Genomic DNA, 23,301 nt, shown 5'->3' with positions numbered 1-23,301 from the left:
GGCGGTGACGGCGGCGGTCATGCCGGCAACAGTGGCAGCGGCCATGGCAACTCTGGCCTGGGCCGCGCCGGTGATTCAAACGCTGGGCGCAGCGGCAACCATGCTGAAGCGGGTGACGATCATGGCAATCACGTGGGTGGTGAGCCCGGTGACGATCACGGCAATCACGTTGGCGGTGAGCCCGGTGACGATCATGGCAACCATGTTGGCGGTGAGCCCGGGGATGATCATGGTAATCATGTCGGCGGCGAGCCTGGCGATGATCACGGCAATCACGTTGGTGGTGAACCTGGTGATGATCACGGCAACCATGTGGGTGGCGAACCGGGTGATGACAACAGCAGGAGCTGACTGGCGTTGATTAGCCCAACCTTACCCCCTTCGATGTTAAGCGCACTGCGGCGCGTCATGCGCCCGCTGGTGCGCTTGATGTTGCGCAAGGGGGTGAGCTACACCATGTTCGCCGACCTGCTCAAGGAGGTGTTCGTCGACGTAGCCCATCGCGAGTTTCGCCTGGACGATACCCCGCCCACTGACAGCCGTATCAGCCTGCTTACAGGCGTGCATCGCAAGGATGTTCGGCGGCTGCGCAGCGAAGGTGACATGGCGCTGGCGGCTCTGCCGGAGAACATCACCCTGGGCGCGCAGTTGGTGAATGTGTGGACCACTGCTTCGCCGTTCTGCTCGGCACCTGGCCAGGCGCTGGCGCTGCCGCGTTTGGCGAGTGTGGGTGGCGAGTGCTCATTCGATGCCCTGGTGGCCACGGTCAGCACTGATATACGCGGGCGTGTGGTGCTGGATGAGTGGTTGCGCCTTGGCATCGTCCGGCTTGATGAGCAGGACTGCGTGCACCTGGAAGCCCAGGCGTTCGTGCCGCAGACAGGTTTCGATGAAAAAGCCGCGTACTTCGGCCACAACCTGCATGACCATGCCTGCGCCGCGGTGCACAACCTCAGTGGCCAGGGCCTGCCGTTCTTTGAACGCAGTGTGCACTACGATGCGTTGAGCCCGGCCAGCGTCGAGCACGTGCGGGAGGTGGTTGCCAAAGATGGCATGCAGACGCTGCTGGCGTTCAGCCGGCTCGCAGCAGAGCTGGAAGGCGTTGATGAGCCCAGCGTCGAGCAACGTCAGCGCATCACTGTCGGGCTTTATTTCTACACTGAAGCTACCGACCCCGATTTGTCCAAGACGCCAGGCCCATGACCCCCCTCACGCGCTGCCTCCGTGCCGTTGCCTTTGCCCTGGTCCTGGGGTTGAACCTGGCGGCGCCTGCCGAGGTTGTTGCAGCGCCGGTGTGTGTCAGCCGCGACGAAGTGGGCATGGCCGGTGCCGCAGGCCTGCAGTTTCCGGGAGGGACGGGCGGTACCGGTGTACGCAGTGAAAGCGGTGGTGTCGGCGGCACTGGCGCGCCCCTCCCGCAACGCCCCGGCGGCACTGGCGGTACTGGCGCGGTGGCCGAAGGTGTGGACGGCACCTACTTTGATCATGGTAACGGCGGGGTAGGCGGTACCGGTGCGCCGATCCTGCGCCCAGGCGGTACCGGTGGTACCGGCATCGTCGGCACCATCACCGGGTTCGCCTCGATCTGCGTCAATGGCATGGAAGTGCACTATGGCAAAGACGTGCCGGTGAGTGAAAACGGTGCACCCGCCAGCAGTGCTCACCTGGCGATCGGGCAGGTTGTAGCGGTGGAGGCAATTGCCACCCAGCGCGGTCTACAGGCAGGGCGTATCTCGATCCTCAACGTCTACGAAGGGCCGCTGACGGCGCTGCCCAATGCTTCGGCCCCCCTGCGGGTGATGGGCCAACCTGTGCGGCTCGCCGCAGGCGCGCGGGTGGCTGAAGGGCTGCGTGCCGGCGAGCCGGTTCGGGTCAGCGGCCTGCGCGATGCCACGGGTGAAGTGGTGGCGACCCGTATCGAACGGGCGCCGGGCCTCAGAGAGGCCAGCGCCATTGGTGCAATCGACCGCCCAGGTAACCTGCAGGGGCTGAAACTGGGGACCCGCGTAGCCCCCACGCGGGAAGTGCTGGTGCGCGGCCAGTGGACCGGGCGCCAGCTGGAAGTGGCACAAACCCGCCCAGACCCGAGCCTGCCGTTTGCTGGTCGTGTTCAGCAGGCGGTGGTCGAAGGGCTGGTACAGCGCGTGCAGGCACGGCAACTGGTGGTCGCGGGCATCAATGTGACGCTGGGGCAGGGCACCGTGATGGTCGGCAGGCAGCCTGCAGCGTTGGCGCTCGATCAGCGTGTTCGAGTGAGCGGCGTGCTCAGTGGTACTCACGAGTTGCGGGCAACCCGTGTGGAATTCCAGGATGACCGCGCTGACAACCCGGACCGAGGCCATTCGGGGCATGGCAGCGAGCACGGCAGCAGTGACTCAGGCGGCTCCGACAACAGCGGCCATGGAACAAGTGAGGCGACCAGCGTTCGCAGCGAAAGCAGTGATGATCACAGTGGGCGCAGTGCCGTTGAAAACACCAGCGATCACGGCAAGGCGGAAAGCGTGGACAAGTCTGGCAAGTCAGAGCATGTCGAAACCGTGGAGCAGCCCGAGAGCAGCAACAGTGGCAAGGGTGATCGGGTAGAGAAGGTTGAAGTCGAAAAAGTGGAAAAGGTCGAGAAGGTCGAGAAGGTTGAAAAAGTTGAGAAGGTCGAGAAAGTAGAAAAAGTCGATAAGGTCGAAAAGCCTGAAAAGGTTGAGAAAGTAGAAAAAGTCGAAAAGGTAGAGAAAGTAGAAAAGCCTGAAAAGGTCGAGAAGGTGGAAAAAGTCGAGAAAATCGAAACCATCGAAAGGCCGGAAAAGGTAGAGACCATCGAAAAAGCAGAGCATCCGGAGCGATCCGGGCGTTAGGCAACTAGGCTGGGTAAGTCCGACCACACTTCCCGAAAGGTTACTGAGGTGCAGATGAAACCCGCGCTCCCTCTTTTTGCCTGCCTGCTGTCATGCACCACCGCGCCGACCGTGGCCGACACCTTCAGCACCGCCATCGGCATGGACTATTCAAGTGGCGACTATGGCACGGGTACTACTTCGGAAATCTGGTACGTCCCCGTGGTCGGCAAATATGAAACCGGCCCCATGACCTACAAGGTCACCGTGCCCTGGTTGCGCATCACCAACCCGGAAGTAGGCCCCAATGGTGACCCCTTGCCCGGAGGTTGCCGGGATGTGGAAAGCGGGTTGGGCGACACGGTCGCAAGCGCCGGGTATGCCCTGCTCGATGGCAGTGACGGCGGCCTGATGCTCGACCTGATCGGCAAGGTCAAATTCCCCACTGCCGATGAAGACCAGTGCCTTGGCACCGGTGAATACGACTACACCGCCCAGGTCGACATCACCAAGGGCTTTGGCCCGGTCACCGGCTTCGCGACATTGGGCTGGAAGAAGTTCGGCGACCCGCCCGACAGCGATTTCGACGACCCGGTATTTGTCAGCCTCGGCTTCGCCCTACCTGTGGCTGCAGGTACTTCTGCGGGCGCCTCCTACGATTGGCGGCAGAAGGTGGTCTCGACCGGTTCGCAGATCAAGGAACTCACCCTGTTCCTGACCCACAAGCTCAATCAGCAATGGAAAGTCCAGCTCTACGCGGTCAAAGGCTTCTCTGATGCCAGCCCGGATGCAGAGGGAGGCCTGATGCTGTTTCACACGTTCTGACTAAAAAAGCCCCTGCGCCGGTCGTTCCTTGCGGGGAACGCCGGGGCAGGGGCTTTTCGTGTTTCAGCCGCTTTAGATGGGCTCTGCCCACATGTCGTATTCGTCGGCATCCACTACACGGCAACGCACTTTGTCGCCTGGCTTGAAGCCATGGTCGCCATCGATGAATACGCTGCCGTCGATTTCCGGGGCATCGAAGAAGCTGCGGCCAACCGAACCCTGTTCCTCGACTTCGTCGATCAGCACCTCGATTTCCTTGCCGATGCGCAGTTGCAGGCGGGCGGTGCTGATGGCCTGCTGGTGGGCCATGAAGCGGTCCCAGCGCGCTTGCTTGATGTCGTCCGGCACTTCTTCCAGGCCCAGGTCGTTGGCCGGGGCGCCTTCTACCGGCGAGTACTGGAAGCAGCCCACGCGGTCGAGCTGGGCTTCGGTCAGCCAGTCCAGCAGGTACTGGAAGTCTTCCTCGGTCTCGCCCGGGAAGCCGACGATGAAGGTGGAGCGGATCACCAGCTCAGGGCACTGCTCGCGCCAGTTCTTGATGCGCGCCAGGGTGCGGTCTTCGAAGGCTGGGCGCTTCATCGACTTGAGCACTTTCGGGCTGGCGTGCTGGAACGGGATGTCCAGGTACGGCAGGATCTTGCCAGCGGCCATCAGCGGGATCACGTCGTCGACGTTCGGGTACGGGTACACATAGTGCAGGCGTACCCACGCACCCAGGCTGCTCAGGGCCTCGCACAGCTCGAGCATGCGGGTCTTGACCGGGCGGCCGTTCCAGAAGTCGGTCTTGTACTTGACGTCGACGCCGTAGGCGCTGGTGTCCTGGGAAATCACCAGGATCTCCTTGACCCCGGCCTTGACCAGGCGCTCGGCCTCGCTCAGCACTTCACCCACCGGGCGGCTGACCAGCTTGCCGCGCATCGACGGGATGATGCAGAAGCTGCAGCTGTGGTTGCAGCCTTCGGAAATCTTCAGGTACGCATAGTGGCGTGGGGTCAGCTTGATGCCCTGCGGCGGCACCAGGTCGATCAGCGGGTTGTGGTCCTGGCGCGGCGGCACTACTTGGTGCACGGCGTTGACCACCTGCTCGTACTGCTGTGGGCCGGTAACCGAAAGCACACTGGGGTGCACGTCACGGATGCTGCCTTCTTCGACACCCATGCAGCCGGTGACGATGACCTTGCCGTTTTCCTTGATCGCTTCGCCGATCACTTCCAGCGACTCGGCCTTGGCGCTGTCGATGAAGCCGCAGGTGTTGACCACCACCACGTCGGCGTCCTCGTAGGTGGGCACGACTTCATAGCCTTCCATGCGCAGCTGGGTAAGGATGCGCTCGGAATCGACCAGGGCTTTTGGGCAACCCAGGCTTACGAAACCTACCTTGGGGGTGGCGGGCGTGGTGGACATGACTAACCTCGGTATTGAATGCAGGTCGCCCGGCCGGAATCGCGGGCGATCTTGACGGGCGCTTTTAGCGCCTCTGATCAAAAAGTGCGCAATTCTAGCGAGCGCAAGGTCGCTTGACCAGCAGAAATACGACGAACGCTGCGCTATGCTTCGCGCCGTTGCGTGAAGGTGCCTTCGGGGGCCTGGTGCGCGAGTGAATACTAAAGGCCGAGATGGCCGTCTGCGGGAGTGGTCGATGGTTCAGGCAAGCAGTCACGCCGAGGGCGGGCACGCGGGGAAGCAGGGCGCGGCGCGGTCGCTGGGCCTGCTCGTGGCGGCGGTCGGGGTGGTTTATGGCGATATCGGCACCAGCCCTTTATATACCCTCAAGGAAGTCTTCACCGGCGGTTACGGGGTGCCGGTCAACCATGATGGCGTGCTGGGGATCCTGTCGCTGATCCTGTGGTCGCTGTTGTGGGTGGTGTCGTTCAAGTACGTGATGTTCATCCTGCGCGCCGACAACCAGGGGGAGGGCGGCACCATGGCGCTGACCGCGCTGGCGCGGCGGGCCACGGCCGCCCATCCACGGTTGCGTACGTTGATGGTGATCTGCGGCTTGATCGGCGCTTCGCTGTTCTATGGCGACAGCATGATCACCCCGGCGGTATCGGTGCTGTCGGCCGTGGAGGGCATGGGCCTGGCGTTTGACGGCATCGACCACTGGGTGGTGCCGATTTCGCTGGTGGTGCTGGTGGCGCTGTTCCTGGTGCAGAAGCACGGGACCGAGAAGATCGGCAAGCTGTTCGGCCCGATCATGGTCACCTGGTTCGTGGTGCTGGGCGCATTGGGCGTGCACGGCATCTCGCAGAGCCCGGAAGTGCTCAAGGCCTTCAACCCGGGCTGGGCGGTCAACTTCTTCGTGGTTCACCCAGGCATGGGCGTGGCCATCCTCGGCGCCGTGGTGCTGGCGCTGACCGGTGCCGAGGCGCTGTACGCCGACATGGGGCATTTTGGCCGCAAGCCGATCGCCCGGGCCTGGTTCATCCTGGTGCTGCCCGCGTTGGTGCTCAACTATTTCGGCCAGGGTGCACTGCTGCTGCAAAACCCCGAGGCGGCACGCAACCCCTTCTACCTGCTGGCGCCGAGCTGGGCGCTGCTGCCGTTGGTCGGGCTGGCCACAATGGCCACTGTGATCGCCTCGCAGGCGGTCATTTCCGGGGCCTTTTCCCTGACCCGCCAGGCCATCCAGCTGGGTTACATCCCGCGTATGCACATCCAGCACACCTCCAGCGACGAGCAGGGGCAAATCTACATTGGCGCTGTGAACTGGACGCTGATGGTGGGCGTGGTGCTGCTGGTGATCGGCTTCGAGTCGTCCGGCGCGCTGGCGGCGGCCTATGGCGTGGCGGTGACCGGCACCATGCTGATGACGACCATTCTGGTGTCGGCGGTGATGCTGCTGTTGTGGAAGTGGCCGCCGGTGCTGGCAGTGCCGATACTGGTGGGCTTCCTGTTTGTCGACGGGCTGTTCTTCGCCGCCAACGTGCCGAAAATCGTCCAGGGCGGTGCCTTCCCGGTGCTGGCTGGCGGTGTGCTGTTCCTGCTGATGAGCACCTGGAAGCGCGGCAAGCAGATCCTGGTCGAGCGCATCGACGAAGGTGCGCTGCCGTTGCCGTTGTTCATCAGCAGTATCCGTATTCAGCCGCCGCACCGGGTCGAAGGTACTGCGGTGTTCCTTACCGCCCGGTCTGACGCCGTGCCCCATGCCTTGCTGCACAACATGCTGCATAACCAGGTGCTACACAGCCAGGTGGTGCTGCTGACCGTGGTCAGCGAGGACCGGCCGCGGGTGCCGGAGCAGGAGCGCTTCGAGGTGGAGGCTTATGGCGACGGGTTCTTCCGTGTGCTGTTGCACTTTGGCTTCATGGACGAGCCCGACGTACCGGCGGCATTGAAGCTGTGCCACCTGGACGATCTGGACTTCACGCCGATGCGCACCACCTACTTCCTCAGCCGCGAGACGGTGATCGCTTCCCGGCTTGAGGGGATGTCGCGCTGGCGGGGCAACCTGTTCGCGTTCTTGCTGAAGAATGCCAACGGTAACCTGCGCTTCTTCAACCTGCCGCTGAACCGGGTGATCGAGCTGGGGACCCAGGTCGAGATCTGAGTTGGCAAGACTCGACGCGATCCCTGTGGGAGCGGCCTTGTGTCGCGACAGGACCGCAAAGCGGTCCCGGCTATTTCGGCGGCGAAGCTGAAATCGTGGGGCCGCTACGCGCCCCTATCGCGACACAAGGCCGCTCCTACATTGACTGCGTCAAACTTCCAAAGGTGAGAGCTCAGTTCTGCTCGGCGACGCTCGACTTGCCTTGGCGGGTCTCGATCTCGCCAATCAGGCGTTTGGCCAGCGCCGGGTAGTTTTCATCAAAGTGGTGCCCCCCAGGCAGCTTCAGGCGTTCACCTACCGCAGTCTTCTCGGTGCAACCGCTCTCGTCGGTCTCTTCCACGCCATACACGCACACCACCTTGGAGGCTGGCAACCTGGCCATTTCCGGCCCGGTGGGTGCTTCCTGGCCTTCCTTGCCCAGCCAGCCCTCGACCTCGATCTCGAAGCTGCCGCTGCGGGCAAAGGCCAGCAGCATCACCGCATCGATACGTTGTTGGTCCTCCACCGGCAGGCGGTTGTAGATCGCCGGCAGCACATCGGCACCGAACGAATAGCCGGTCAGTACAAAGCGCTTGGTACCCCACTTCTGCCGGTAGTGCTGCATCAGCTCGGACAGGTCGGCCGCGCTTTGCTCCGGGGTCTTGTGCTGCCAGTAGTAGCGCAGCGTGTCGATACCCACCACCGGGTAGCCCAGCTTGGCCATTTCCCCGGCGACATCGCGGTCCAGGTCACGCCAGCCGCCGTCACCGGAGAGGAACAGGGTGACCGTGTCGGTGGTCTGCCCGGCCGGCACTTCAACCACAGGGATGGCCAAGGCGTTGCCGTCGTGGCCTATCAGGGCCTGGGTCAGCTGGGCCTTGAGCACTTGTGGCAGGTGGATGTCGTAGTCGCTGATGCTGGTTTCGGCATTGGCTTGATCGCGCACGAAAGCGGCGCTGGTGTCATCCGGGTTGTCGTTCCAGGCGACATTCCAGTGGCCGTGGGCAGCCGATTTGGGCAGCGGTGCCTGGCAGCCGGGTTGCTCGACGGTGAAGTCCACAGAAATGGCCCGGGCCTTGTCATCGTTCTGGCTGGCCAGCCAGCGCCAGGCCTGGGCGGCGCCAGGGCCGATACCGGCTACCAGCGTCGGCTTTTCCGGCAGCTCGGCCAGGGCCTGGTCCATGACCTGTTGCTGCTTGCTGCAGTCATTGGGCGGCAAAATCACCTGCACCAGCTGGGCTTCGCCGGCCTGGCTCAGGTCGAGCAGTTGCTTGTCCGTCAGCGCCTGATCCTGTGGCACACCGATGGCCACCCGGGCCTTGGGGTGCACACCGGGGGTCACGCGGGTGATGCTGGTGCCATTGCTGCTCAATTGCTCCAGACGCGCCTCGGGGGCCGGGCGCGTCCACAGCCAGAACGCCAACACACCGCCCAGTGCGGCCAGCAGCAGGGGAACCAGCAGGTACAGCCAAAAGCGTCGGGTCATCAACGTTTCACCAATCCAGTCAGGCCGCCTGCAATCAGGGCGGCAGTATCGGCCAGTGCCACAAGCGGGTCGAGCCCGGCCGGCACGGCCATGTAGCGGGGTTCCCAATCCGGTTGGAATTTGTCCTTGAAGCGTCGAAGCCCCTGGAAGTTGTAAAGCTGCTCGCCACGGCGGAACACCATCGAGCCCAGGCGCTGGGTCAGGGGTGCACCACGCCGCGGCTGAAGGCCGGAAAGCGGCACCATGCCCAGGCTGAAGCGGGAATACTCATGGCTTTTATAGTGCAGGATCAGGCCGATCATCATGAACTCCATGGTCAGCTTCGGTGCCTCGGGGTGCGCGCGCATCAGGTCGAGGCTGGCCAGTTCGTTACTGTGGGTCTCCAGCAGGTTGGCGAAGGCCACCGGCCGGCCCTGGAAGCGAATCAGGGCAATGCGGAAGTGCTGCAAGTACTCCGGGCTGAAGCGCCCCAGCGAAAAGCCTTTCTCGCGCACGTTCTTGCCGCCCAGCCAAGCGTCGGAAATTTCCTTTAGCTCTGCCAGTGGGGCGTGGCCGGGCTCGTGGATTTCCAGGCTCAGGCCGTCGCGGCCGCCGCGGTTCCAGGTGTAGCGCAGGTCCTTCATCTCCTTGCCCTTGGCTTCGAGGTCGAAGCGGCGCAAGTCGACCCGGGCTTCTTCGCCCAGCTTCAGTGCGGTCAGGCCAATGTCCATATAGAACGGCAGGTTTTCGGCGCGCACCTGGTAGAACACCGGTCGGGCGTGGTGCAGGTCGCACAGGTCCCGGAACTGCCAGATCATTTCGGCGCGCTCCTGGGGCGGGCCGATCGGGTCGTACAGGGCCACCAGGCTGCGGCCGCGACGGGCGTACATAAGGAAGGCATTGTCGCGCGGGTGGAACAGCAACGCCTTGTCGCCGGTCAGGGCCAGGCCGCCGTCGGGCTGGTCGGAGGCCAACAGAATACGGTTGGCGCGCTGCAGTTCTTCCTCGTTGGGCAAGTGGATCACCGGCGGCGCGGTGCGCAGCAGCCAGGTCAGCGCCAAGGCAGCCAGCAGCAAGGCGCTGCCCATGGCGGCGCGCAGGCCGCGCGGGGCATCGGCATCAAGGGTGAACTGCCACCACAGCTGATGGCTGTAGGGCACATCCTGGTAGGCAAACAGCAGCAGCCACACCGATGCGCCGACCGCACAGGCGCTGGCCACCAGGAACACCGGCGAAAATGGCAGCTCCAGCAGGCGGCTGGGGCGGTAGAACGAGCGCCGGAACAGGGCCAGCAGGGCCGCGGTGAGGGTCAGTAGGCAAGCCTCTTCCCAGTCAAAGCCCTTGAGCAGCGACAGCAGGGCGCCGACCAAGAGAAGCACGGTGGTCAGCAGCCAGGCCGCGGACAGGCGCCGGCGCAGACCTTGGGCCAGCAGCAGGCACAGCACGCCGATCAGGCTGGCGCCAAAGTGCGAGGCATCGATCAGCCGGTGTGGCACCAGAAAGCCCATGTGCTCCAGGCGCGTGTCGATCTCGGGCGTGACGCCGGAAAACAGCAGCACCACCCCGGACAGAAATACCAGTATCGACAGGATGGGTGCGGCCATCCCGGAGGCGGCCTTGATGGCCTGCTGTGCGAACAGCAGGCGCCGGGCTTCATTGGCCAGCAGCAGCACGCAGGCCAGCAGCAGTGGCAGCACCACGTAGATCAGCCGGTACAGCAGCAGGGCGGCCGCCAGTGGCGCAGCGCCGAGCTGGTCGGCAAAGGCCGCCAGCAGGATGGCTTCGAACACCCCGACGCCGCCCGGTACGTGGCTGAGCACGCCTGCGGCCAAGGCCAGCAGGTACACCAGCACAAACGCGCCGAAGGGTGGTGCTTCGGGCAGCAGCAGGTACAGCACGGTGGCGGCGGCTGCCACATCCAGCGCGGTAATCAGCAATTGCAGGGCGGCCAGGCGTGCGCCGGGCAGGCGCAGTGTGCGGCGGCCCAGTTGCACCAGCAGGTTATTGGCCAGTGGCTGTTCGGCGAGGCGCCGGCGGTACAAGCCGAACACCAGCAAGGCGGACGCCACCAGCACGGCGGCGGCGATACCTGCCAGCAGGCCTGGCGCCAACCCCAGTGCGGTCGAGGCTGCCGGCAGGTCGCTCAACGTTGCCAAGGCGGCCAGGGGTGGCAGCGCGCAGCCCAGCGACAGGCTGGCAAACACGGTCATGCGTGCGACTTCGCCAGCACCCAGCCCCTGGCGTGCATACAGGCGGTAGCGTACCGAACCGCCCGAAAGCATTGACAGGCCAATGGCGTTGCCGATGGCAAAGGCGCTGAAGCCACCCAGCACCAGGCTGCGTGCTGGCAGTTTCACGCCGGCATAGCGGCTGGCCGACCACTCGTACCCCAGCAAGATCACGAAGCCGATCACGGTTGCAATCAGGGCCCCCAGCACTGACTGGGCCGGTACGCTGAGCATGGCATCGTGCAAGGCATAGATGTCCAGCTCGCTCAGCAAGTGGCGGCAGGCAATCAACGCCATGGTGAACAGCACCAGGGTCACTGCCAGGCCGATGGGCTGGCGGTAGCGGCTGACGCGTTCGAGCAAGGGCAGACGCTGTACGGCACCGGGTAGCGCCGAGGCGAGTGGCACCGGAGGTTCGGGGGTGTGTGAAGTCATGGATTGCCTCGGGCATACAGCGCGAGGTAGAGGGGAGGTACGGCCAAGTGAAAGTCCCTTAGGAAAACGTATCCAATGTTACTCCGGCCTCAGACGCTTTCAGCGGCTTGGCAGGGTTAAAGATAGTTCATCCAGGGCACGATGCCTCAAGCCTGTGGGTTGGCTGGAGGGTAGGGGAAAACGAGGCGACGAAAAGCAGGAAGGGCAGAAGCAACAAACCCCGCGCTGCTGTTACACAGGCGGGGTTTGTTCTGACGAATATGGTTGCGGGAGCCGGATTTGAACCGACGACCTTCGGGTTATGAGCCCGACGAGCTACCAGACTGCTCCATCCCGCGTCAGTGGGGCGGATTCTACAGCGTGTGGTTTGTATGTCAAGCGCTAAGCTTTGATTTGTCGAAGTTTTTTCGACAATACTTTTCAGCGGACAAAGAAAAAGGCCACTGTGTTAACAGTGGCCTTTTCTTGAACTTGGTTGCGGGAGCCGGATTTGAACCGACGACCTTCGGGTTATGAGCCCGACGAGCTACCAGACTGCTCCATCCCGCGTCTGTGGGGCGCATTCTACAGTTTGCTGAGGGTGTGTCAAGCGCTAAGCTTTGATTTATCAAAGGTTTTTCGGTTTTACTTTTTTTGAGGCAAAGAAAAAGGCCACTGTATGAACAGTGGCCTTTTCTTGAACTTGGTTGCGGGAGCCGGATTTGAACCGACGACCTTCGGGTTATGAGCCCGACGAGCTACCAGACTGCTCCATCCCGCGTCTGTGAGATCGAATTCTACGGATTTACGCCACGGTGTCAAGCAGTTTCATTGAAAAACCCTTTTTTGTTCAAACCCTTAGCGCTCGCCAGCAGCAAGCGGCTCAGGCGCGACGGGGCTTTCAGGCAGATTGTCGGGTGATGCAGCGGGTGAGGTGTTTCAGGTAGGTCGCATGCGATACTATCTGTATGAATTTACAGTGCTGACGGCCATCCATGTCCTTGCGCAAGATCATCCACGTCGACTGCGATTGCTTCTACGCCGCGATCGAGATGCGTGACGACCCGCGCCTGGCCGGGCGGCCCATGGCGGTTGGGGGCTCGCCCGAGCACCGCGGGGTGATCGCCACCTGCAACTATGAGGCGCGTGCCTATGGTGTGCGCTCCGCCATGTCGTCACGCCATGCGCTGAAGCTGTGCCCCGACCTGTTGATCGTCAAACCGCGCTTCGAGGCCTACCGTGAGGCCTCGCGGGAAATCCACGCGATCTTCCGCGACTACACCGAGCTGATCGAGCCTTTGTCGCTGGACGAAGCCTACCTGGATGTGAGCGACAGCCAGTGGTATTCGGGCAGTGCCACGCGCATCGCCGAGGATATCCGTCGGCGTGTCTCCCGCACCTTGCATATCACCGTGTCGGCAGGCGTGGCGCCAAACAAGTTCCTGGCCAAGATTGCCAGTGATTGGCGCAAGCCCAATGGGCTGTTCGTGATTACCCCGGGCGAGGTAGAGGCTTTTGTCGCCGCGTTGCCGGTGGCCAGGCTGCATGGGGTGGGCAAGGTGACGGCAGATAAACTGACGCGGCTGGGCATTGAAACCTGCCTTGACCTGCGTGAGTGGTCGCGCCTGGCATTGGTGCGTGAGTTTGGCAGCTTTGGCGAGCGCTTGTGGGGGCTGGCGCGGGGTATTGATGACCGCGCCGTACACAATGACAGCCGCAGGCAGTCGGTCAGCGTGGAAAACACCTACGATACCGACCTGCCGGACCTGGCCAGTTGCCTGGCGCGGCTGCCAGAGCTGCTGGAAAGCCTGAACGAGCGCATCGCCCGTATGGACAGCAGTTATCGGCCGGACAAACCGTTCGTCAAGGTCAAGTTCCATGACTTCAGCCAGACCACGATGGAGCAGGCAGGGGCCGGGCGGGACCTTGAAAGTTATCGACAGCTGCTGGGGCAGGCGTTCGCCCGTGGTGGCAAGCCGGTGCGCTTGCTGGGGGTAGGGGTGAGGCTGCGCGATTTGCGCGGAGCGCATGAACAGTTGGAGCTGTTCCCGCCAGTTTAGACAGGCGGGGCGCGGCTGCACGGCCTTTGTGGGAGCGGCCTTGCGTCGCGAAAGGGCTGCAAAGCAGCCCCAGCAATTCATGCATCACTGCTGAAGTCCTGGGGCCGCTGTGCGGCCCTTTCGCGACGCAAGGCCGCTCCCACATTGATCGCAAGGCCTTCAAGCAATGCGCCGTACTTATGGGGCCTGGCTTACCAGCGATGGGGCCAGAGCAAGCAGCACAAGACAGTTGCTTGCACAGGCGGGTTACTGCGCGCCGGGATCTGCCACCAACCGGCCGGTGGCCTTGGTCAGCGATTGCAGAAACTCCTGCTGCAGCTCCGGATCGTTGCGGGTCAGCTCGATCAGGCTTTGTTCCATTTCGCTGGCTTCTTCTTCAAGGCCCAGCTCCGACAGGCGCTTGACCCGATGTACCCATTGGCCAACATCGTCATCTTCAAGGTCGTCGAAGATCAGCTCATGGGCTTCGAGCAGCTTGTTGCGCAGGGTGGCGCTGACCAGCAGGCTGGCATCACCCCGAACCGCGTTGTCCTCGTCGAGTACCTGGAGGTGCAAAGTGCCGACGTGGTTGAGGTTCTGCTCGGAGAACGGGCTGTCGAGCAGGTTCAGGCGCAGCACGCCGTTCCTGTCGGTGGTCAGTTCGTGGGTCATCTTGCCGGCCTTGACCTCGACCAGGCGTTCGCTCCAGGGCACGCTCGTGGATTCTTCGCGCTTGCCTTTCTGCACTTCGCTGATCCCGGCCAGGTTCTGCTGGGCACGCCCGTTGGACGGCACGTTCATGAACGGGTTGAGCCCGTCCACGCCATAGCTCAGCCAGTCATGGGTGATGCTTTCCGGCAGGTTGCCCAAGGCAAAGACGTTGACCACGTTGGCGCCGACGCCCGCTACCACGGCCACTGCACCCAGCGGGATCTCGTAGACCTCCCGCCAGGGCTGGTAAGGCGTGTAGCGGTCATAGCGACGGGTGACTTCGAACTCGGTGACTTCGAAGCGTTTCTGCTCATGCACGCGCACACGTCGTTGCGGCAGCTCCATCACCTTCGGCTCGCCGACATCGATCTGCAGGGTGTGCTCGAGCAATTTGCGCTCGACGCGCTCCTCATGGTCGCTGCGCTGGGACATCTGGTTGGCGCAGCCGCTGACGAGCAGGGCGCCGCACAGTGCGGCGCCCCCCAGGGTAAAGGTACTTCGCTTGAACATGATCACTCGTGCATTGGTTATCAGCGGCGAACGCGGGCCTGCAGGAAGCTCAGCACTTCATTGAGCGGCAACGCCTGGGCGTCTTGCTCGGTGCGGTGCTTGTACTCCAGGTTGCCTTCGGCCAGGCCGCGATCGCTGACGACGATGCGGTGTGGGATGCCGATCAGCTCCATGTCGGCAAACTTGATGCCTGGGCTGGTCTTCTTGTCGCGGTCGTCCAGCAGCACTTCGAAGCCGGCGGCGGTCAGTTCGGCGTACAGCTTGTCGGTGGCCTCGCGGACCACGTCGGTTTCGTAGCGCAGCGGTACCAGAGCGATTTGGAACGGTGCCAGGGCGTCGTTCCAGATGATGCCCTTGTTGTCATAGCTCTGCTCGATGGCAGCGGCGACCACGCGGGACACGCCGATGCCGTAGCAGCCCATCGACAGTACGACCGGCTTGCCATTCTCGCCCAGTACCTGGCACTTCAGCGCCTCGCTGTACTTGGTGCCCAGCTGGAAGATGTGGCCTACTTCGATGCCGCGCTTGATCACCAGGGTACCCTGGCCGTCCGGGCTTGGGTCGCCTTCGACCACGTTACGCAGGTCGGCGACCTGTGGAACCGGCAGGTCGCGCTCCCAGTTCACGCCGAAGTAGTGCTTGTCGTCGATGTTGGCGCCGATGCCGAAGTCGCTCATCAGGGCAACCGAACGGTCGATGATGCATTCCAGCGGCAGGTTCAGCGGGCCGAGCGAACCGGCGCCGGCGCCAATGGCGTCGCGCAATTCGGCTTCAGAGGCCATGACCAGTGGGTCGGCAACCTGTTCCAGCTTGGTGGCCTTGATTTCGTTCAGCTCGTGGTCGCCGCGAACGATCAGGGCAATCAGCTTGCCTTCTTCAGCACCGCGCACGATCAGCGTCTTGACGGTCTTCTCGATCGCCAGGCCATGGTTTTCCACCAGTTGTGCGATGGTCTTGGCCTCTGGCGTGTCGACCAGGCGCAGCTCCTCGGTAGGGGCAGGGCGCACGGTTTCACGCGGGATGGCCTCGGCCTTCTCGATGTTGGCGGCGTAGTCGGAGCTGTCGCTGAAGATCACGTCGTCTTCGCCGGAGTCGGCCAGTACGTGGAACTCGTGCGAGTAGCTGCCGCCGATCGAGCCGGTGTCAGCCTGCACTGGGCGGAAGTCCAGGCCCAGGCGGGTAAATACGTTGTTGTACGCCTGGTGCATGCGGTCGTAGGTTTCCTGCAGGGAAGCCTGGTCGGCATGGAACGAGTAGGCGTCCTTCATGATGAACTCGCGGCCGCGCATCAGGCCGAAGCGCGGGCGGATCTCGTCACGGAACTTGGTCTGGATCTGGTACATGTTGAGCGGCAGCTGTTTATAGCTGGACAGCTCGTTACGGGCCAGGTCGGTGATGACTTCTTCGTGGGTCGGGCCAACGCAGAAGTCGCGCTGGTGGCGGTCCTTCAGGCGCAGCAGCTCAGGGCCGTACTGCTCCCAGCGGCCAGACTCCTGCCACAGCTCGGCAGGCTGGATGCTTGGCATCAGCACTTCCAGGGCGCCGGCGGCGTTCATTTCCTCACGCACCACGGCCTCGACCTTGCGCATTACCCGCAGGCCCATCGGCAGCCAGGTGTACAGGCCGGAGGCCAGTTTGCGGATCATGCCGGCACGCAGCATGAGCTGATGGCTGATGACCACTGCGTCGGCAGGGGTTTCTTTCTGGGTGGCGAGCAAATATTGACTGGTGCGCATGGTTAGCCGTGTCGATTGCCTAAGACGTTGAAATAGCCCCGCATTGTACGGGGGCGAAACGAAGGCGTACAGGATGCCCCAGGGCGGGCCGCTTGTCAGCCAAGAAAAAGCCCGGCGAGATCGCCGGGCTTTTTCAGGTGCGGGGCACTGCAAGCCAGGCTTACAGGATGCTCAGCGGGTACTCCACGATCAGACGCAGTTCGTCGATCGATGGGGAGCCGTAGTAAACGCCATCGCCCGAACGGTAGGTGGCCTGACGTACGCGCAAGCTCAGGTCCTTGGCCGGGCCGCTTTGCAGCACGTACTTCACGTCGATGTCGCGTTCCCATTCCTTGCCGTCGTCGGTGGTGCGGGTGGTTGCACCGGTACCGCGAACGTAACGGGTCATGAAGGTCAGGCCTGGTACGCCGTATTCGGCGAAGTTCAGGTCGTAGCGTGCCTGCCAGGACTTCTCGTCTTCGGCGTTGAAGTCGGAGCGGGCCACGGAGTTGGCCAGGAAGATCGTACCGCCACCGTCGACGCCGTAGGCGTAGTCGCCGTCGCCGCTGACTTTCTGGTAGGCCAGGGTGAAGGTGTGGGCGCCAATGTTGTAGGCGGCCGAGAGGCTGGCTGCAATGTTGTCGAGTTCGTTGCTGCCGTCGGCCTTGCTGACGAATGCGCCGGTCAGGTTGTTGCCGATCGACTTGGTGTCATAAATGTTGAAGTCGAACACCAGGCCTTGCTTGTCGCTGATCGGCAGCGCCCAGTTGATGTTGCCGTACCACTTGCGGAAGTGATCTTCGATGTGCGAGTAGTAAACGCTGGTGCTGAGGTTGTCGTTGATGGCGTAGGTGCCACCGAAGACATTGGCCTCGGTCAGGTTCAGGCTGTCGTGGTAAGTCTGGGCCTGGGCATTCAGCGCGGTGAAGTGACCGGCATGCAGGGTCAGGCCATCGATTTCGTTGCTGGTGATCAAGCCACCTTCAGCAACTTCCGGCAGCAGTCGGCTGTCGTCGGTAGCCAGTACTGGCAGTGCGGTGAACTGGTCGCCGAACTTGAGCACGGTGTTGGAAATGCGCATTTTCACTGCGCCGCCGCCTTCGGAGTAGTCATCCTGCGAGCGACCGTCGGAACCTTGTGGGAACAGACCGGTGCCGGCGCGGCCTTTGCCGCTGTCCAGCTTGATGCCCAGCATGCCGATGGCATCGACGCCGAAGCCTACGGTGCCCTGGGTGAAGCCCGATTCGAAGGTACCGAGGAAGCCGAGGCCGGTTTCTTCAACGCGGCTCTGGGCGCCATTCGGGACGTTCCGGAAGTCACGGCTGAAGTACAGCATGCGGGTCTTGACGTTCAGCTTGCTGTCTTCGATGAAACCTTTGGACTCGTCTTGTGCCGAGGCCATTGCCAACTGCGAGGTCCCTGCCGCAACGGCCAGGGCGATCATGCTCCACTTCATCACGCGCATCGTGATTTGCTCCTTTGGTTTTTAGGAAGAGTACCGCTGCGCCCAAGTGTTTTAGTTATAGGGTGCAGCTCTTTCTTGTTATGTCGGCGAAAATGTATAGCACGCTGACTGTTGTTGGCGATATGGCTATAAAGACTCTTTTCGGAACTTTTTCACCATGTCGCTTTTAGGTATTTCCATGTCGCAAATCACGCCCCGGGTTATGGGCCGTATAACGCCAGCGTTGTGCCTTTCGCCGTAACGAATCTGTAACTACGGATTCTGGCTAAGGAAACTCCCTGGTAACCAATGCCGCTGTTGTTATTTGTCGCGTACACCGGCCATTGCAGATGTCGTGCCGACTTGGCGTGAAGGGAATGCAACAAGCGTGCTCAAAATTCGCAACAGTTCATGAAATTTTCACAAAACCTGCTACCGAGGGTCGGAAAGTGCCGTAAACACGGGGCGAAGGCTGTCTGGGGGCGTGTTGGAGTCGAGAATCATTAAAATTTAAAAAGCTGTCATGAAAGTCAATGTGTTACCGCAACTTGTTCATCCAGAGTCATTTGTGGGGTGACGAGTGTGGCGATGATGCGCAGGCGGCCTCATTTTGGTGCGAAAAGTAGCGCTGTGTTACCGGGAATGTGCAAGGTATCCTTGCAGGCCTGTTTTCCGCTTGAAGCGGGTTGTTTTTGCCTGAAGGAGATATGCCGTGTTCGTCCTGGATTCGCGTTTGCAGCAGGACTCCCTGTTGCTGGGGGAGTTTGCGTTGTGCCAGCTTCTGCTGAGCAAGGATGCCAACTACCCATGGTTCATCCTGGTGCCCAAGCGCGCCGGGATCAGCGAGCTGTTCGAGCTGGATACGGCGGAGCAGCAGCAGTTGTGGCAGGAAACCACCCTTCTGGCTGAAGCGCTGAAGGCCAGCTACGGCGCTGACAAGATGAATGTGGCCACCTTGGGTAATGTGGTCAGCCAGCTGCACATGCACGTGATCGTACGCCAGCGTGACGACGCCGCCTGGCCTGCACCGGTATGGGGCAAGTGCCCGGCTGTGGCCTATAGCGACGACCAGTTGCAAGCCATTCGCCAGCGCCTGCGTGGGCTGCAACTTGCTGGCTATCAGGAGGCCTGACATGTCGCTGGAATTGCGTATCGTCGAACTGGAAACCCGGCAGGCGTTCCAGGATGACACCCTGCAGGCGCTGAATGATGTGGTAGTCGAGCAGGCGCAGGTGATCGAACGGCTGAAATTACAGGTGGCCGAATTGATCAAGCGGCATGAAGAGATGGTCGGCCAGTACGGCAGCGAAGGGGAAGAGGCCCCGCCGCCCCATTATTGATCCAATTGGCCGGAGTGCCTGTATTACTGGAGCACGAATCCTGTGGGAGCGGGCATGCCCGCGAACACCGGCGAAGCCGGTGCCATGCATCGGGTTGCCTGATTCGCGGGCATGCCCGCTCCCACAGGGAGGGCTATTGCAAGAAAATCAGCGGCGGGTAACAGCCACCACGTCTTCGGCCTGCAGGCCCTTGTCGCGGTGCATCACCGAAAACTCCACGCGCTGGCCTTCGACCAGAATGCGGTGGCCTTCGCCGCGAATGGCGCGAAAGTGCACGAAGATGTCATCACCCGAATCGCGGGAGATGAAACCAAAGCCTTTCGAGGTGTTGAACCACTTCACGGTGCCGGTATCACGGTTGCCGCCATCCTGGGCGGTATGCTGGCTGCTGCGTGCCTTGCGCGGGCTGCGGGCAAAGCCCACCGCCAGGTGCAGGGCCACGGCCAGTGCCGCGCAGACCAGCGCCGCGAGGTTGCCCATTTCCGGGCGGGCCAGCAACGTCAGGGTCTGCAGCACCACAGCCACCACCAGCAGGGCGCAGGCAAGGTGCTGCAACTGCTGGCGGGCGCCGCGGTAGTACAGCGGCACGACTGGGGCCAGGACCAGGTTGAGCAGGCCGAGCAGCGCAAGGTAGACCGCGTCGGGTTGCTGCAGGAAGGGTGTCGCATCGGTTTTCAGGCTGGGTATGAGCGATAGCAGCAAGGCTGCCACGCCCGTCACCAGATGGACGATCTTGAACATGGGGTTGGCTCACAGTTGATAAGGCAGATCACAGGAAGAGCTGGCAGCACGGTGCGCATGAGGTGTAGAGCGCGAACACGTGAAAAGCCAGCCTATGCACCCGGCAATGACAGTCCGCACGGGTGGCACGGTGCCTATTTAACAGCAAAGCCGAAGGCTACTCAAACCGCAGGCCGCGGAGGGCGATGTGTTGCGCCATGTCACAGGCGGTGTGGGTCAAGTGTTGCTACAGTGGTCGGCGTCCGCTTGAGTCTCAAGCCTTATGGAAAGGGGAACTTCAATGGCAATCGATATCGGTATCAGTGAAGAAGATCGCAAGTCCATCGTCGATGGGCTGTCCCGCCTGTTGTCGGATACCTATGTGCTGTATCTGAAAACCCATAATTTTCACTGGAACGTCACCGGTCCGTCGTTCCGCACCCTGCACCTGATGTTCGAAGAGCAGTACACCGAACTGGCGCTGGCAGTCGATTCGATTGCCGAGCGCATTCGTGCCCTGGGCTTCCCTGCGCCGGGGTCTTATGCATTCTATGCACGGCATTCCTCTATCAAGGAGGAGGAAGGCGTACCCCCGGCGGACGAGATGATCCGTCAGCTGGTCCAGGGTCAGGAGGCCGTGGTGCGTACTGCGCGCAGCATTTTCCCGGTGGTGGACAAAGTCAGTGACGAGCCGACTGCCGACTTGCTGACCCAGCGCATGCAGGTTCACGAGAAAACCGCGTGGATGCTGCGCGTGTTGCTCGACGGGAAATAAATACCCCAGAGCTGTGACAAAAACCTGTGGGAGCGGGCTTGTCCCGCGAATGAGGCCGCGCGGTGTATGGCACCGGCTTTGCCGGTGTTCGCGGGGCAAGCCCGCTCCCACAGTGTTTTCCTCGCGCTCCGGAATCGAGTGTTTGTGCGGGAAGACTTTGCTGCTGCTTTAAACCTGCTGCCCAGCGCTTCATTGGTCGCCTGTTACCGGTGACGAGGAAGTAGGGCGCATGATGCAAGCGAGCAAGCGTGTGGCTGGCCAGGGGACTTGGCCAGGAAAACAGTGCATTGATCCGTTCAAGGCAGATTTCGACATGTTGCAGACGCAGCCGGTGTCACGTTCGGTGCGGCTCAACGGTTTTTCCACCTGTCTGCGCCTGGAGGCCGTCTACTGGGGCATCCTGGAGCGCATCGCCGCCGCCAACCGCTGCTCGGTCAGTGCGGTGTTGTCCTACGTGGACCGCGAAGTGCACCTGCGCCAGGGTGGGGTGCGCAACTTCAGTGGGCTGATTCGGGTAATCTGCGTTGCCTGGCTGCAAGACCCGCCAAGTGTGCGCTGATCGCCTGGCGGGCTGCGCAGTGCTTGCTAACCATATATAATCCCGCTTTTTGCTGCCCCGGCAGCCAGCGTTATGGTTGACGAGAGACACCCATGCCCCTTTATGACTATCAATGTGCAGCCTGCGAGCACCGCATGGAAGCACTGCAGAAGATCAGCGCCGAGCCGCTGACCGATTGCCCGGCCTGCCAGGCGCCGGCGCTGAAGAAGCTGCTGTCGGTGCCTGGCTTCCGCCTGAGCGGTAATGGTTGGTACGAAACCGACTTCAAGACCGGGGCGAAAAAGAATCTTGCAGGCGGCGACAAGGCCGACTGAGTTGAATGCTGTGACCGGGTCTTGCAGTATTAGCCCTCCGGGCGGCCAAGGCCTCCACCGAATACACGAATCACGAGAAGCGAAACCACCATCATGATGCGCAGCCATTATTGCGGCCAACTGAACGAGAGCCTGGACGGCCAGGAAGTCACCCTTTGCGGCTGGGTCCATCGTCGCCGCGACCACGGCGGGGTGATCTTCCTCGACATCCGTGACCGCGAAGGCATGGCCCAGGTCGTGTTCGACCCGGATCGCGCCGAAACCTTCGCCGCCGCCGACCGCGTGCGCAGCGAGTACGTCGTGCAGGTCACCGGCAAGGTGCGCAAGCGCCCTGACGGTGCGGTGAATGCCAACATGGCCTCCGGTGCCATCGAGATCCTCGGCTACCAGCTGACCGTGCTCAACGAAGCGGAAACCCCGCCGTTCCCGCTGAACGAATACTCCGACGTCGGCGAGGAAACCCGTCTGCGCTACCGCTTCATCGACCTGCGTCGCCCGGAAATGGCCGAGAAGCTGCGTCTGCGTTCGCGCATCACCACCAGCATCCGTCGCTTCCTCGATGAAAACGGCTTCCTCGACGTCGAAACGCCGATTCTGACCCGTGCCACCCCGGAAGGCGCGCGTGACTACCTGGTGCCAAGCCGTACCCACGCCGGTAGCTTCTTCGCCCTGCCGCAGTCGCCCCAGCTGTTCAAGCAGCTGCTGATGGTCGCCGGCTTCGACCGCTACTACCAGATCGCCAAGTGCTTCCGTGACGAAGACCTGCGTGCCGACCGCCAGCCGGAATTCACCCAGATCGACATCGAGACCAGCTTCCTCGATGAAAGCGAGATCATGGGCCTGACCGAGAGCATGATCCGCAAGCTGTTCAAGGAAGTGCTGGACCTGGAATTCGGCGAATTCCCGCACATGACCTTCGAAGAAGCCATGCGCCGCTACGGCTCCGACAAGCCAGACCTGCGTAACCCGCTGGAACTGGTCGACGTTGCCGACCAGCTGAAGGATGTCGACTTCAAGGTATTCGCTGGCCCGGCCAACGATCCGAAGTGCCGCGTTACCGCCCTGCGCGTGCCAGGCGCCGCCAGCATGCCCCGCAGCAAGATCGACGAGTACACCAAGTTCGTCGGCATCTACGGTGCCAAAGGCCTGGCGTACATCAAGGTCAACGAGCGTGCCAAGGGCGTTGAAGGCCTGCAGTCGCCGATCGTCAAGAACATCCCTGAAGCCAACCTCAATGTGATCCTCGATCGCGTTGGCGCGGTGGATGGCGACATCGTCTTCTTCGGTGCCGACAAGTTCAAGGTGGTCAGCGAGGCCCTGGGCGCACTGCGCATCAAGGTTGGCAACGACTTCAACCTGCACACCTGCGAGTGGGCACCGATGTGGGTCGTCGACTTCCCGATGTTCGACGAGAACGAAGACGGCAGCTTCACCGCGCTGCACCACCCGTTCACCGCGCCGAAGTGCTCGCCGGAAGAGCTCGAGGCCAACCCGGCCACAGCCCTGTCCCGTGCCTACGACATGGTCCTGAACGGTACTGAGCTGGGTGGCGGTTCGATCCGTATCCACCGCAAAGAGATGCAACAGGCTGTGTTCCGCCTGCTGGGCATCGAAGCAGAGGAGCAGGAAGAGAAGTTCGGCTTCCTGCTCGACGCCCTGAAGTTCGGTGCACCGCCTCACGGTGGCCTGGCCTTCGGCCTGGACCGCTTGGTCATGCTGATGACCGGCGCCCAGTCGATCCGTGAAGTGATCGCCTTCCCGAAAACCCAGAGCGCCGCGTGCGTCATGACTCAGGCCCCTGGCCTGGTCGACGCCAAGGCCCTGCGCGAGCTGCACATCCGACTGCGCGAACAGACCAAGGTCGAGTAAGCGGTCCCCGGGCGCA

General features: G+C 62.3%; 18 protein-coding genes, 3 tRNA genes and 1 pseudogene. 12 read left to right on the top strand and 10 right to left on the bottom strand.

Annotation, left to right across the window (positions count from 1 at the left end; all coding sequences use genetic code 11):
• The 4 genes and pseudogenes from AK81_RS30505 to AK81_RS20640 form a co-directional block, all read left to right on the top strand.
• A pseudogene (locus tag AK81_RS30505) lies at window positions 1-361 on the top strand (hypothetical protein); the annotation flags it as partial.
• A 47-nt stretch (window positions 362-408) separates the two neighbouring features.
• Window positions 409-1,203, top strand: a complete 795-nt coding sequence (locus AK81_RS20650) for a DUF6502 family protein (protein WP_050491933.1) — start codon at window positions 409-411, stop codon at window positions 1,201-1,203.
• The gene (locus AK81_RS20645; protein ID WP_043201971.1) at window positions 1,200-2,849 is read left to right on the top strand and encodes a DUF5666 domain-containing protein; all 1,650 of its coding nucleotides are present in this window, start codon (window positions 1,200-1,202) and stop codon (window positions 2,847-2,849) included. The genes AK81_RS20650 and AK81_RS20645 overlap by 4 nt, the downstream gene beginning before the upstream one ends.
• A 54-nt stretch (window positions 2,850-2,903) precedes the next feature.
• Entirely contained in the window at window positions 2,904-3,653 is a 750-nt protein-coding gene (locus AK81_RS20640; protein WP_043201970.1) for a hypothetical protein, read from the top strand.
• 72 nt (window positions 3,654-3,725) lie between these two features.
• Here AK81_RS20640 and rimO read toward each other — a convergent pair whose 3' ends face one another.
• Complete coding sequence (gene rimO / locus AK81_RS20635; protein WP_043201969.1) at window positions 3,726-5,057, bottom strand: 30S ribosomal protein S12 methylthiotransferase RimO; 1,332 nt, start codon at window positions 5,055-5,057, stop codon at window positions 3,726-3,728.
• 235 nt (window positions 5,058-5,292) lie between these two features.
• On the opposite strand from rimO, the gene AK81_RS20630 reads away from it, so the two are divergent.
• Window positions 5,293-7,203 carry a potassium transporter Kup gene (locus AK81_RS20630; RefSeq protein ID WP_043201966.1) on the top strand — a complete coding sequence of 637 codons (1,911 nt, stop codon included), beginning with the start codon at window positions 5,293-5,295 and terminating at the stop codon, window positions 7,201-7,203.
• Window positions 7,204-7,375: 172 nt separating this feature from the next.
• Here AK81_RS20630 and AK81_RS20625 read toward each other — a convergent pair whose 3' ends face one another.
• From AK81_RS20625 to AK81_RS20605, 5 genes are all read right to left on the bottom strand, one after another.
• A complete protein-coding gene (locus AK81_RS20625) occupies window positions 7,376-8,668 on the bottom strand; it encodes a virulence factor family protein (RefSeq protein WP_043201961.1) in 1,293 nt (430 codons plus the stop codon).
• A complete protein-coding gene (gene mprF / locus AK81_RS20620; RefSeq protein WP_043201959.1) occupies window positions 8,668-11,310 on the bottom strand; it encodes a bifunctional lysylphosphatidylglycerol flippase/synthetase MprF in 2,643 nt (880 codons plus the stop codon). The genes AK81_RS20625 and mprF overlap by 1 nt, the downstream gene beginning before the upstream one ends.
• A 261-nt stretch (window positions 11,311-11,571) precedes the next feature.
• Window positions 11,572-11,648 (bottom strand) — tRNA-Met (locus AK81_RS20615).
• 134 nt (window positions 11,649-11,782) lie between these two features.
• Window positions 11,783-11,859, bottom strand: a tRNA-Met gene (locus tag AK81_RS20610).
• A 134-nt stretch (window positions 11,860-11,993) separates the two neighbouring features.
• Window positions 11,994-12,070: transfer RNA gene (locus AK81_RS20605), tRNA-Met, on the bottom strand.
• A 220-nt stretch (window positions 12,071-12,290) separates the two neighbouring features.
• Here AK81_RS20605 and dinB point away from each other — a divergent pair.
• Window positions 12,291-13,349, top strand: a complete 1,059-nt coding sequence (gene dinB / locus AK81_RS20600; protein ID WP_162491983.1) for a DNA polymerase IV — start codon at window positions 12,291-12,293, stop codon at window positions 13,347-13,349.
• A gap of 246 nt (window positions 13,350-13,595) precedes the next feature.
• Here the strand turns inward: dinB and AK81_RS20595 are convergent, their stop codons facing one another.
• The 3 genes from AK81_RS20595 to AK81_RS20585 form a co-directional block, all read right to left on the bottom strand.
• Complete coding sequence (locus AK81_RS20595) at window positions 13,596-14,549, bottom strand: lipoprotein (protein WP_043201955.1); 954 nt, start codon at window positions 14,547-14,549, stop codon at window positions 13,596-13,598.
• Between the two features lie 20 nt (window positions 14,550-14,569).
• On the bottom strand, window positions 14,570-16,285 hold the full coding sequence (locus tag AK81_RS20590; protein WP_043201953.1) for a proline--tRNA ligase: 1,716 nt from the start codon (window positions 16,283-16,285) through the stop codon (window positions 14,570-14,572).
• A 160-nt stretch (window positions 16,286-16,445) separates the two neighbouring features.
• Window positions 16,446-17,729 (bottom strand): OprD family porin, encoded by a 1,284-nt coding sequence (locus AK81_RS20585; protein WP_043201951.1) that lies wholly within the window; start codon window positions 17,727-17,729, stop codon window positions 16,446-16,448.
• A gap of 691 nt (window positions 17,730-18,420) precedes the next feature.
• On the opposite strand from AK81_RS20585, the gene AK81_RS20580 reads away from it, so the two are divergent.
• Window positions 18,421-18,840: an HIT family protein gene (locus AK81_RS20580; protein WP_043201949.1), complete on the top strand. Its 420-nt coding sequence runs from the start codon at window positions 18,421-18,423 to the stop codon at window positions 18,838-18,840.
• Between the two features lies 1 nt (window position 18,841).
• Complete coding sequence (locus AK81_RS20575) at window positions 18,842-19,048, top strand: SlyX family protein (RefSeq protein ID WP_043201947.1); 207 nt, start codon at window positions 18,842-18,844, stop codon at window positions 19,046-19,048.
• 147 nt (window positions 19,049-19,195) lie between these two features.
• On the opposite strand, the gene AK81_RS30630 is transcribed toward AK81_RS20575, so the two are convergent.
• Window positions 19,196-19,789 carry a cold-shock protein gene (locus AK81_RS30630; protein WP_043201946.1) on the bottom strand — a complete coding sequence of 198 codons (594 nt, stop codon included), beginning with the start codon at window positions 19,787-19,789 and terminating at the stop codon, window positions 19,196-19,198.
• Window positions 19,790-20,069: 280 nt separating this feature from the next.
• Here AK81_RS30630 and AK81_RS20565 point away from each other — a divergent pair, with 280 nt between their 5' ends.
• The 4 genes from AK81_RS20565 (at window position 20,070) to aspS (ending at window position 23,285) form a co-directional block, all read left to right on the top strand.
• Window positions 20,070-20,543: a Dps family protein gene (locus AK81_RS20565; RefSeq protein ID WP_043201944.1), complete on the top strand. Its 474-nt coding sequence runs from the start codon at window positions 20,070-20,072 to the stop codon at window positions 20,541-20,543.
• 229 nt (window positions 20,544-20,772) lie between these two features.
• Window positions 20,773-21,102, top strand: a complete 330-nt coding sequence (locus AK81_RS20560) for a ribbon-helix-helix domain-containing protein (RefSeq protein ID WP_043201941.1) — start codon at window positions 20,773-20,775, stop codon at window positions 21,100-21,102.
• A 92-nt stretch (window positions 21,103-21,194) separates the two neighbouring features.
• Window positions 21,195-21,416, top strand: coding sequence for an FmdB family zinc ribbon protein (locus tag AK81_RS20555; RefSeq protein WP_043201938.1), 222 nt, complete (start codon window positions 21,195-21,197; stop codon window positions 21,414-21,416).
• A 93-nt stretch (window positions 21,417-21,509) separates the two neighbouring features.
• Entirely contained in the window at window positions 21,510-23,285 is a 1,776-nt protein-coding gene (gene aspS, locus AK81_RS20550) for an aspartate--tRNA ligase (protein WP_043201935.1), read from the top strand.
• Window positions 23,286-23,301: the final 16 nt, after the last annotated feature.

Origin of the sequence: Pseudomonas putida W15Oct28, assembly GCF_000708715.2 — a bacterium.
Lineage (GTDB): Bacteria > Pseudomonadota > Gammaproteobacteria > Pseudomonadales > Pseudomonadaceae > Aquipseudomonas > Aquipseudomonas putida_R.
The sequence above is the reverse complement of the archived record's forward strand: the minus strand, read 5'-3'. Positions and strand labels throughout refer to the sequence as shown.

Bases quoted from the DNA above. Each gene is read 5' to 3' on its own strand.
- AK81_RS20650 (WP_050491933.1), top strand. From the start codon at position 409: ATGCGCCCGCTGGTGCGCTTGATGTTGCGCAAGGGGGTGAGCTACACC.
- AK81_RS20645 (WP_043201971.1), top strand. From the start codon at position 1,200: ATGACCCCCCTCACGCGCTGCCTCCGTGCCGTTGCCTTTGCCCTGGTC.
- AK81_RS20640 (WP_043201970.1), top strand. From the start codon at position 2,904: ATGAAACCCGCGCTCCCTCTTTTTGCCTGCCTGCTGTCATGCACCACC.
- rimO (WP_043201969.1), bottom strand. From the start codon at position 5,057: ATGTCCACCACGCCCGCCACCCCCAAGGTAGGTTTCGTAAGCCTGGGT.
- AK81_RS20630 (WP_043201966.1), top strand. From the start codon at position 5,293: ATGGTTCAGGCAAGCAGTCACGCCGAGGGCGGGCACGCGGGGAAGCAG.
- AK81_RS20625 (WP_043201961.1), bottom strand. From the start codon at position 8,668: ATGACCCGACGCTTTTGGCTGTACCTGCTGGTTCCCCTGCTGCTGGCC.
- mprF (WP_043201959.1), bottom strand. From the start codon at position 11,310: ATGACTTCACACACCCCCGAACCTCCGGTGCCACTCGCCTCGGCGCTA.
- AK81_RS20595 (WP_043201955.1), bottom strand. From the start codon at position 14,549: ATGTTCAAGCGAAGTACCTTTACCCTGGGGGGCGCCGCACTGTGCGGC.
- AK81_RS20590 (WP_043201953.1), bottom strand. From the start codon at position 16,285: ATGCGCACCAGTCAATATTTGCTCGCCACCCAGAAAGAAACCCCTGCC.
- AK81_RS20585 (WP_043201951.1), bottom strand. From the start codon at position 17,729: ATGCGCGTGATGAAGTGGAGCATGATCGCCCTGGCCGTTGCGGCAGGG.
- AK81_RS20575 (WP_043201947.1), top strand. From the start codon at position 18,842: ATGTCGCTGGAATTGCGTATCGTCGAACTGGAAACCCGGCAGGCGTTC.
- AK81_RS30630 (WP_043201946.1), bottom strand. From the start codon at position 19,789: ATGTTCAAGATCGTCCATCTGGTGACGGGCGTGGCAGCCTTGCTGCTA.
- AK81_RS20565 (WP_043201944.1), top strand. From the start codon at position 20,070: ATGGCAATCGATATCGGTATCAGTGAAGAAGATCGCAAGTCCATCGTC.
- AK81_RS20560 (WP_043201941.1), top strand. From the start codon at position 20,773: ATGATGCAAGCGAGCAAGCGTGTGGCTGGCCAGGGGACTTGGCCAGGA.
- AK81_RS20555 (WP_043201938.1), top strand. From the start codon at position 21,195: ATGCCCCTTTATGACTATCAATGTGCAGCCTGCGAGCACCGCATGGAA.
- aspS (WP_043201935.1), top strand. From the start codon at position 21,510: ATGATGCGCAGCCATTATTGCGGCCAACTGAACGAGAGCCTGGACGGC.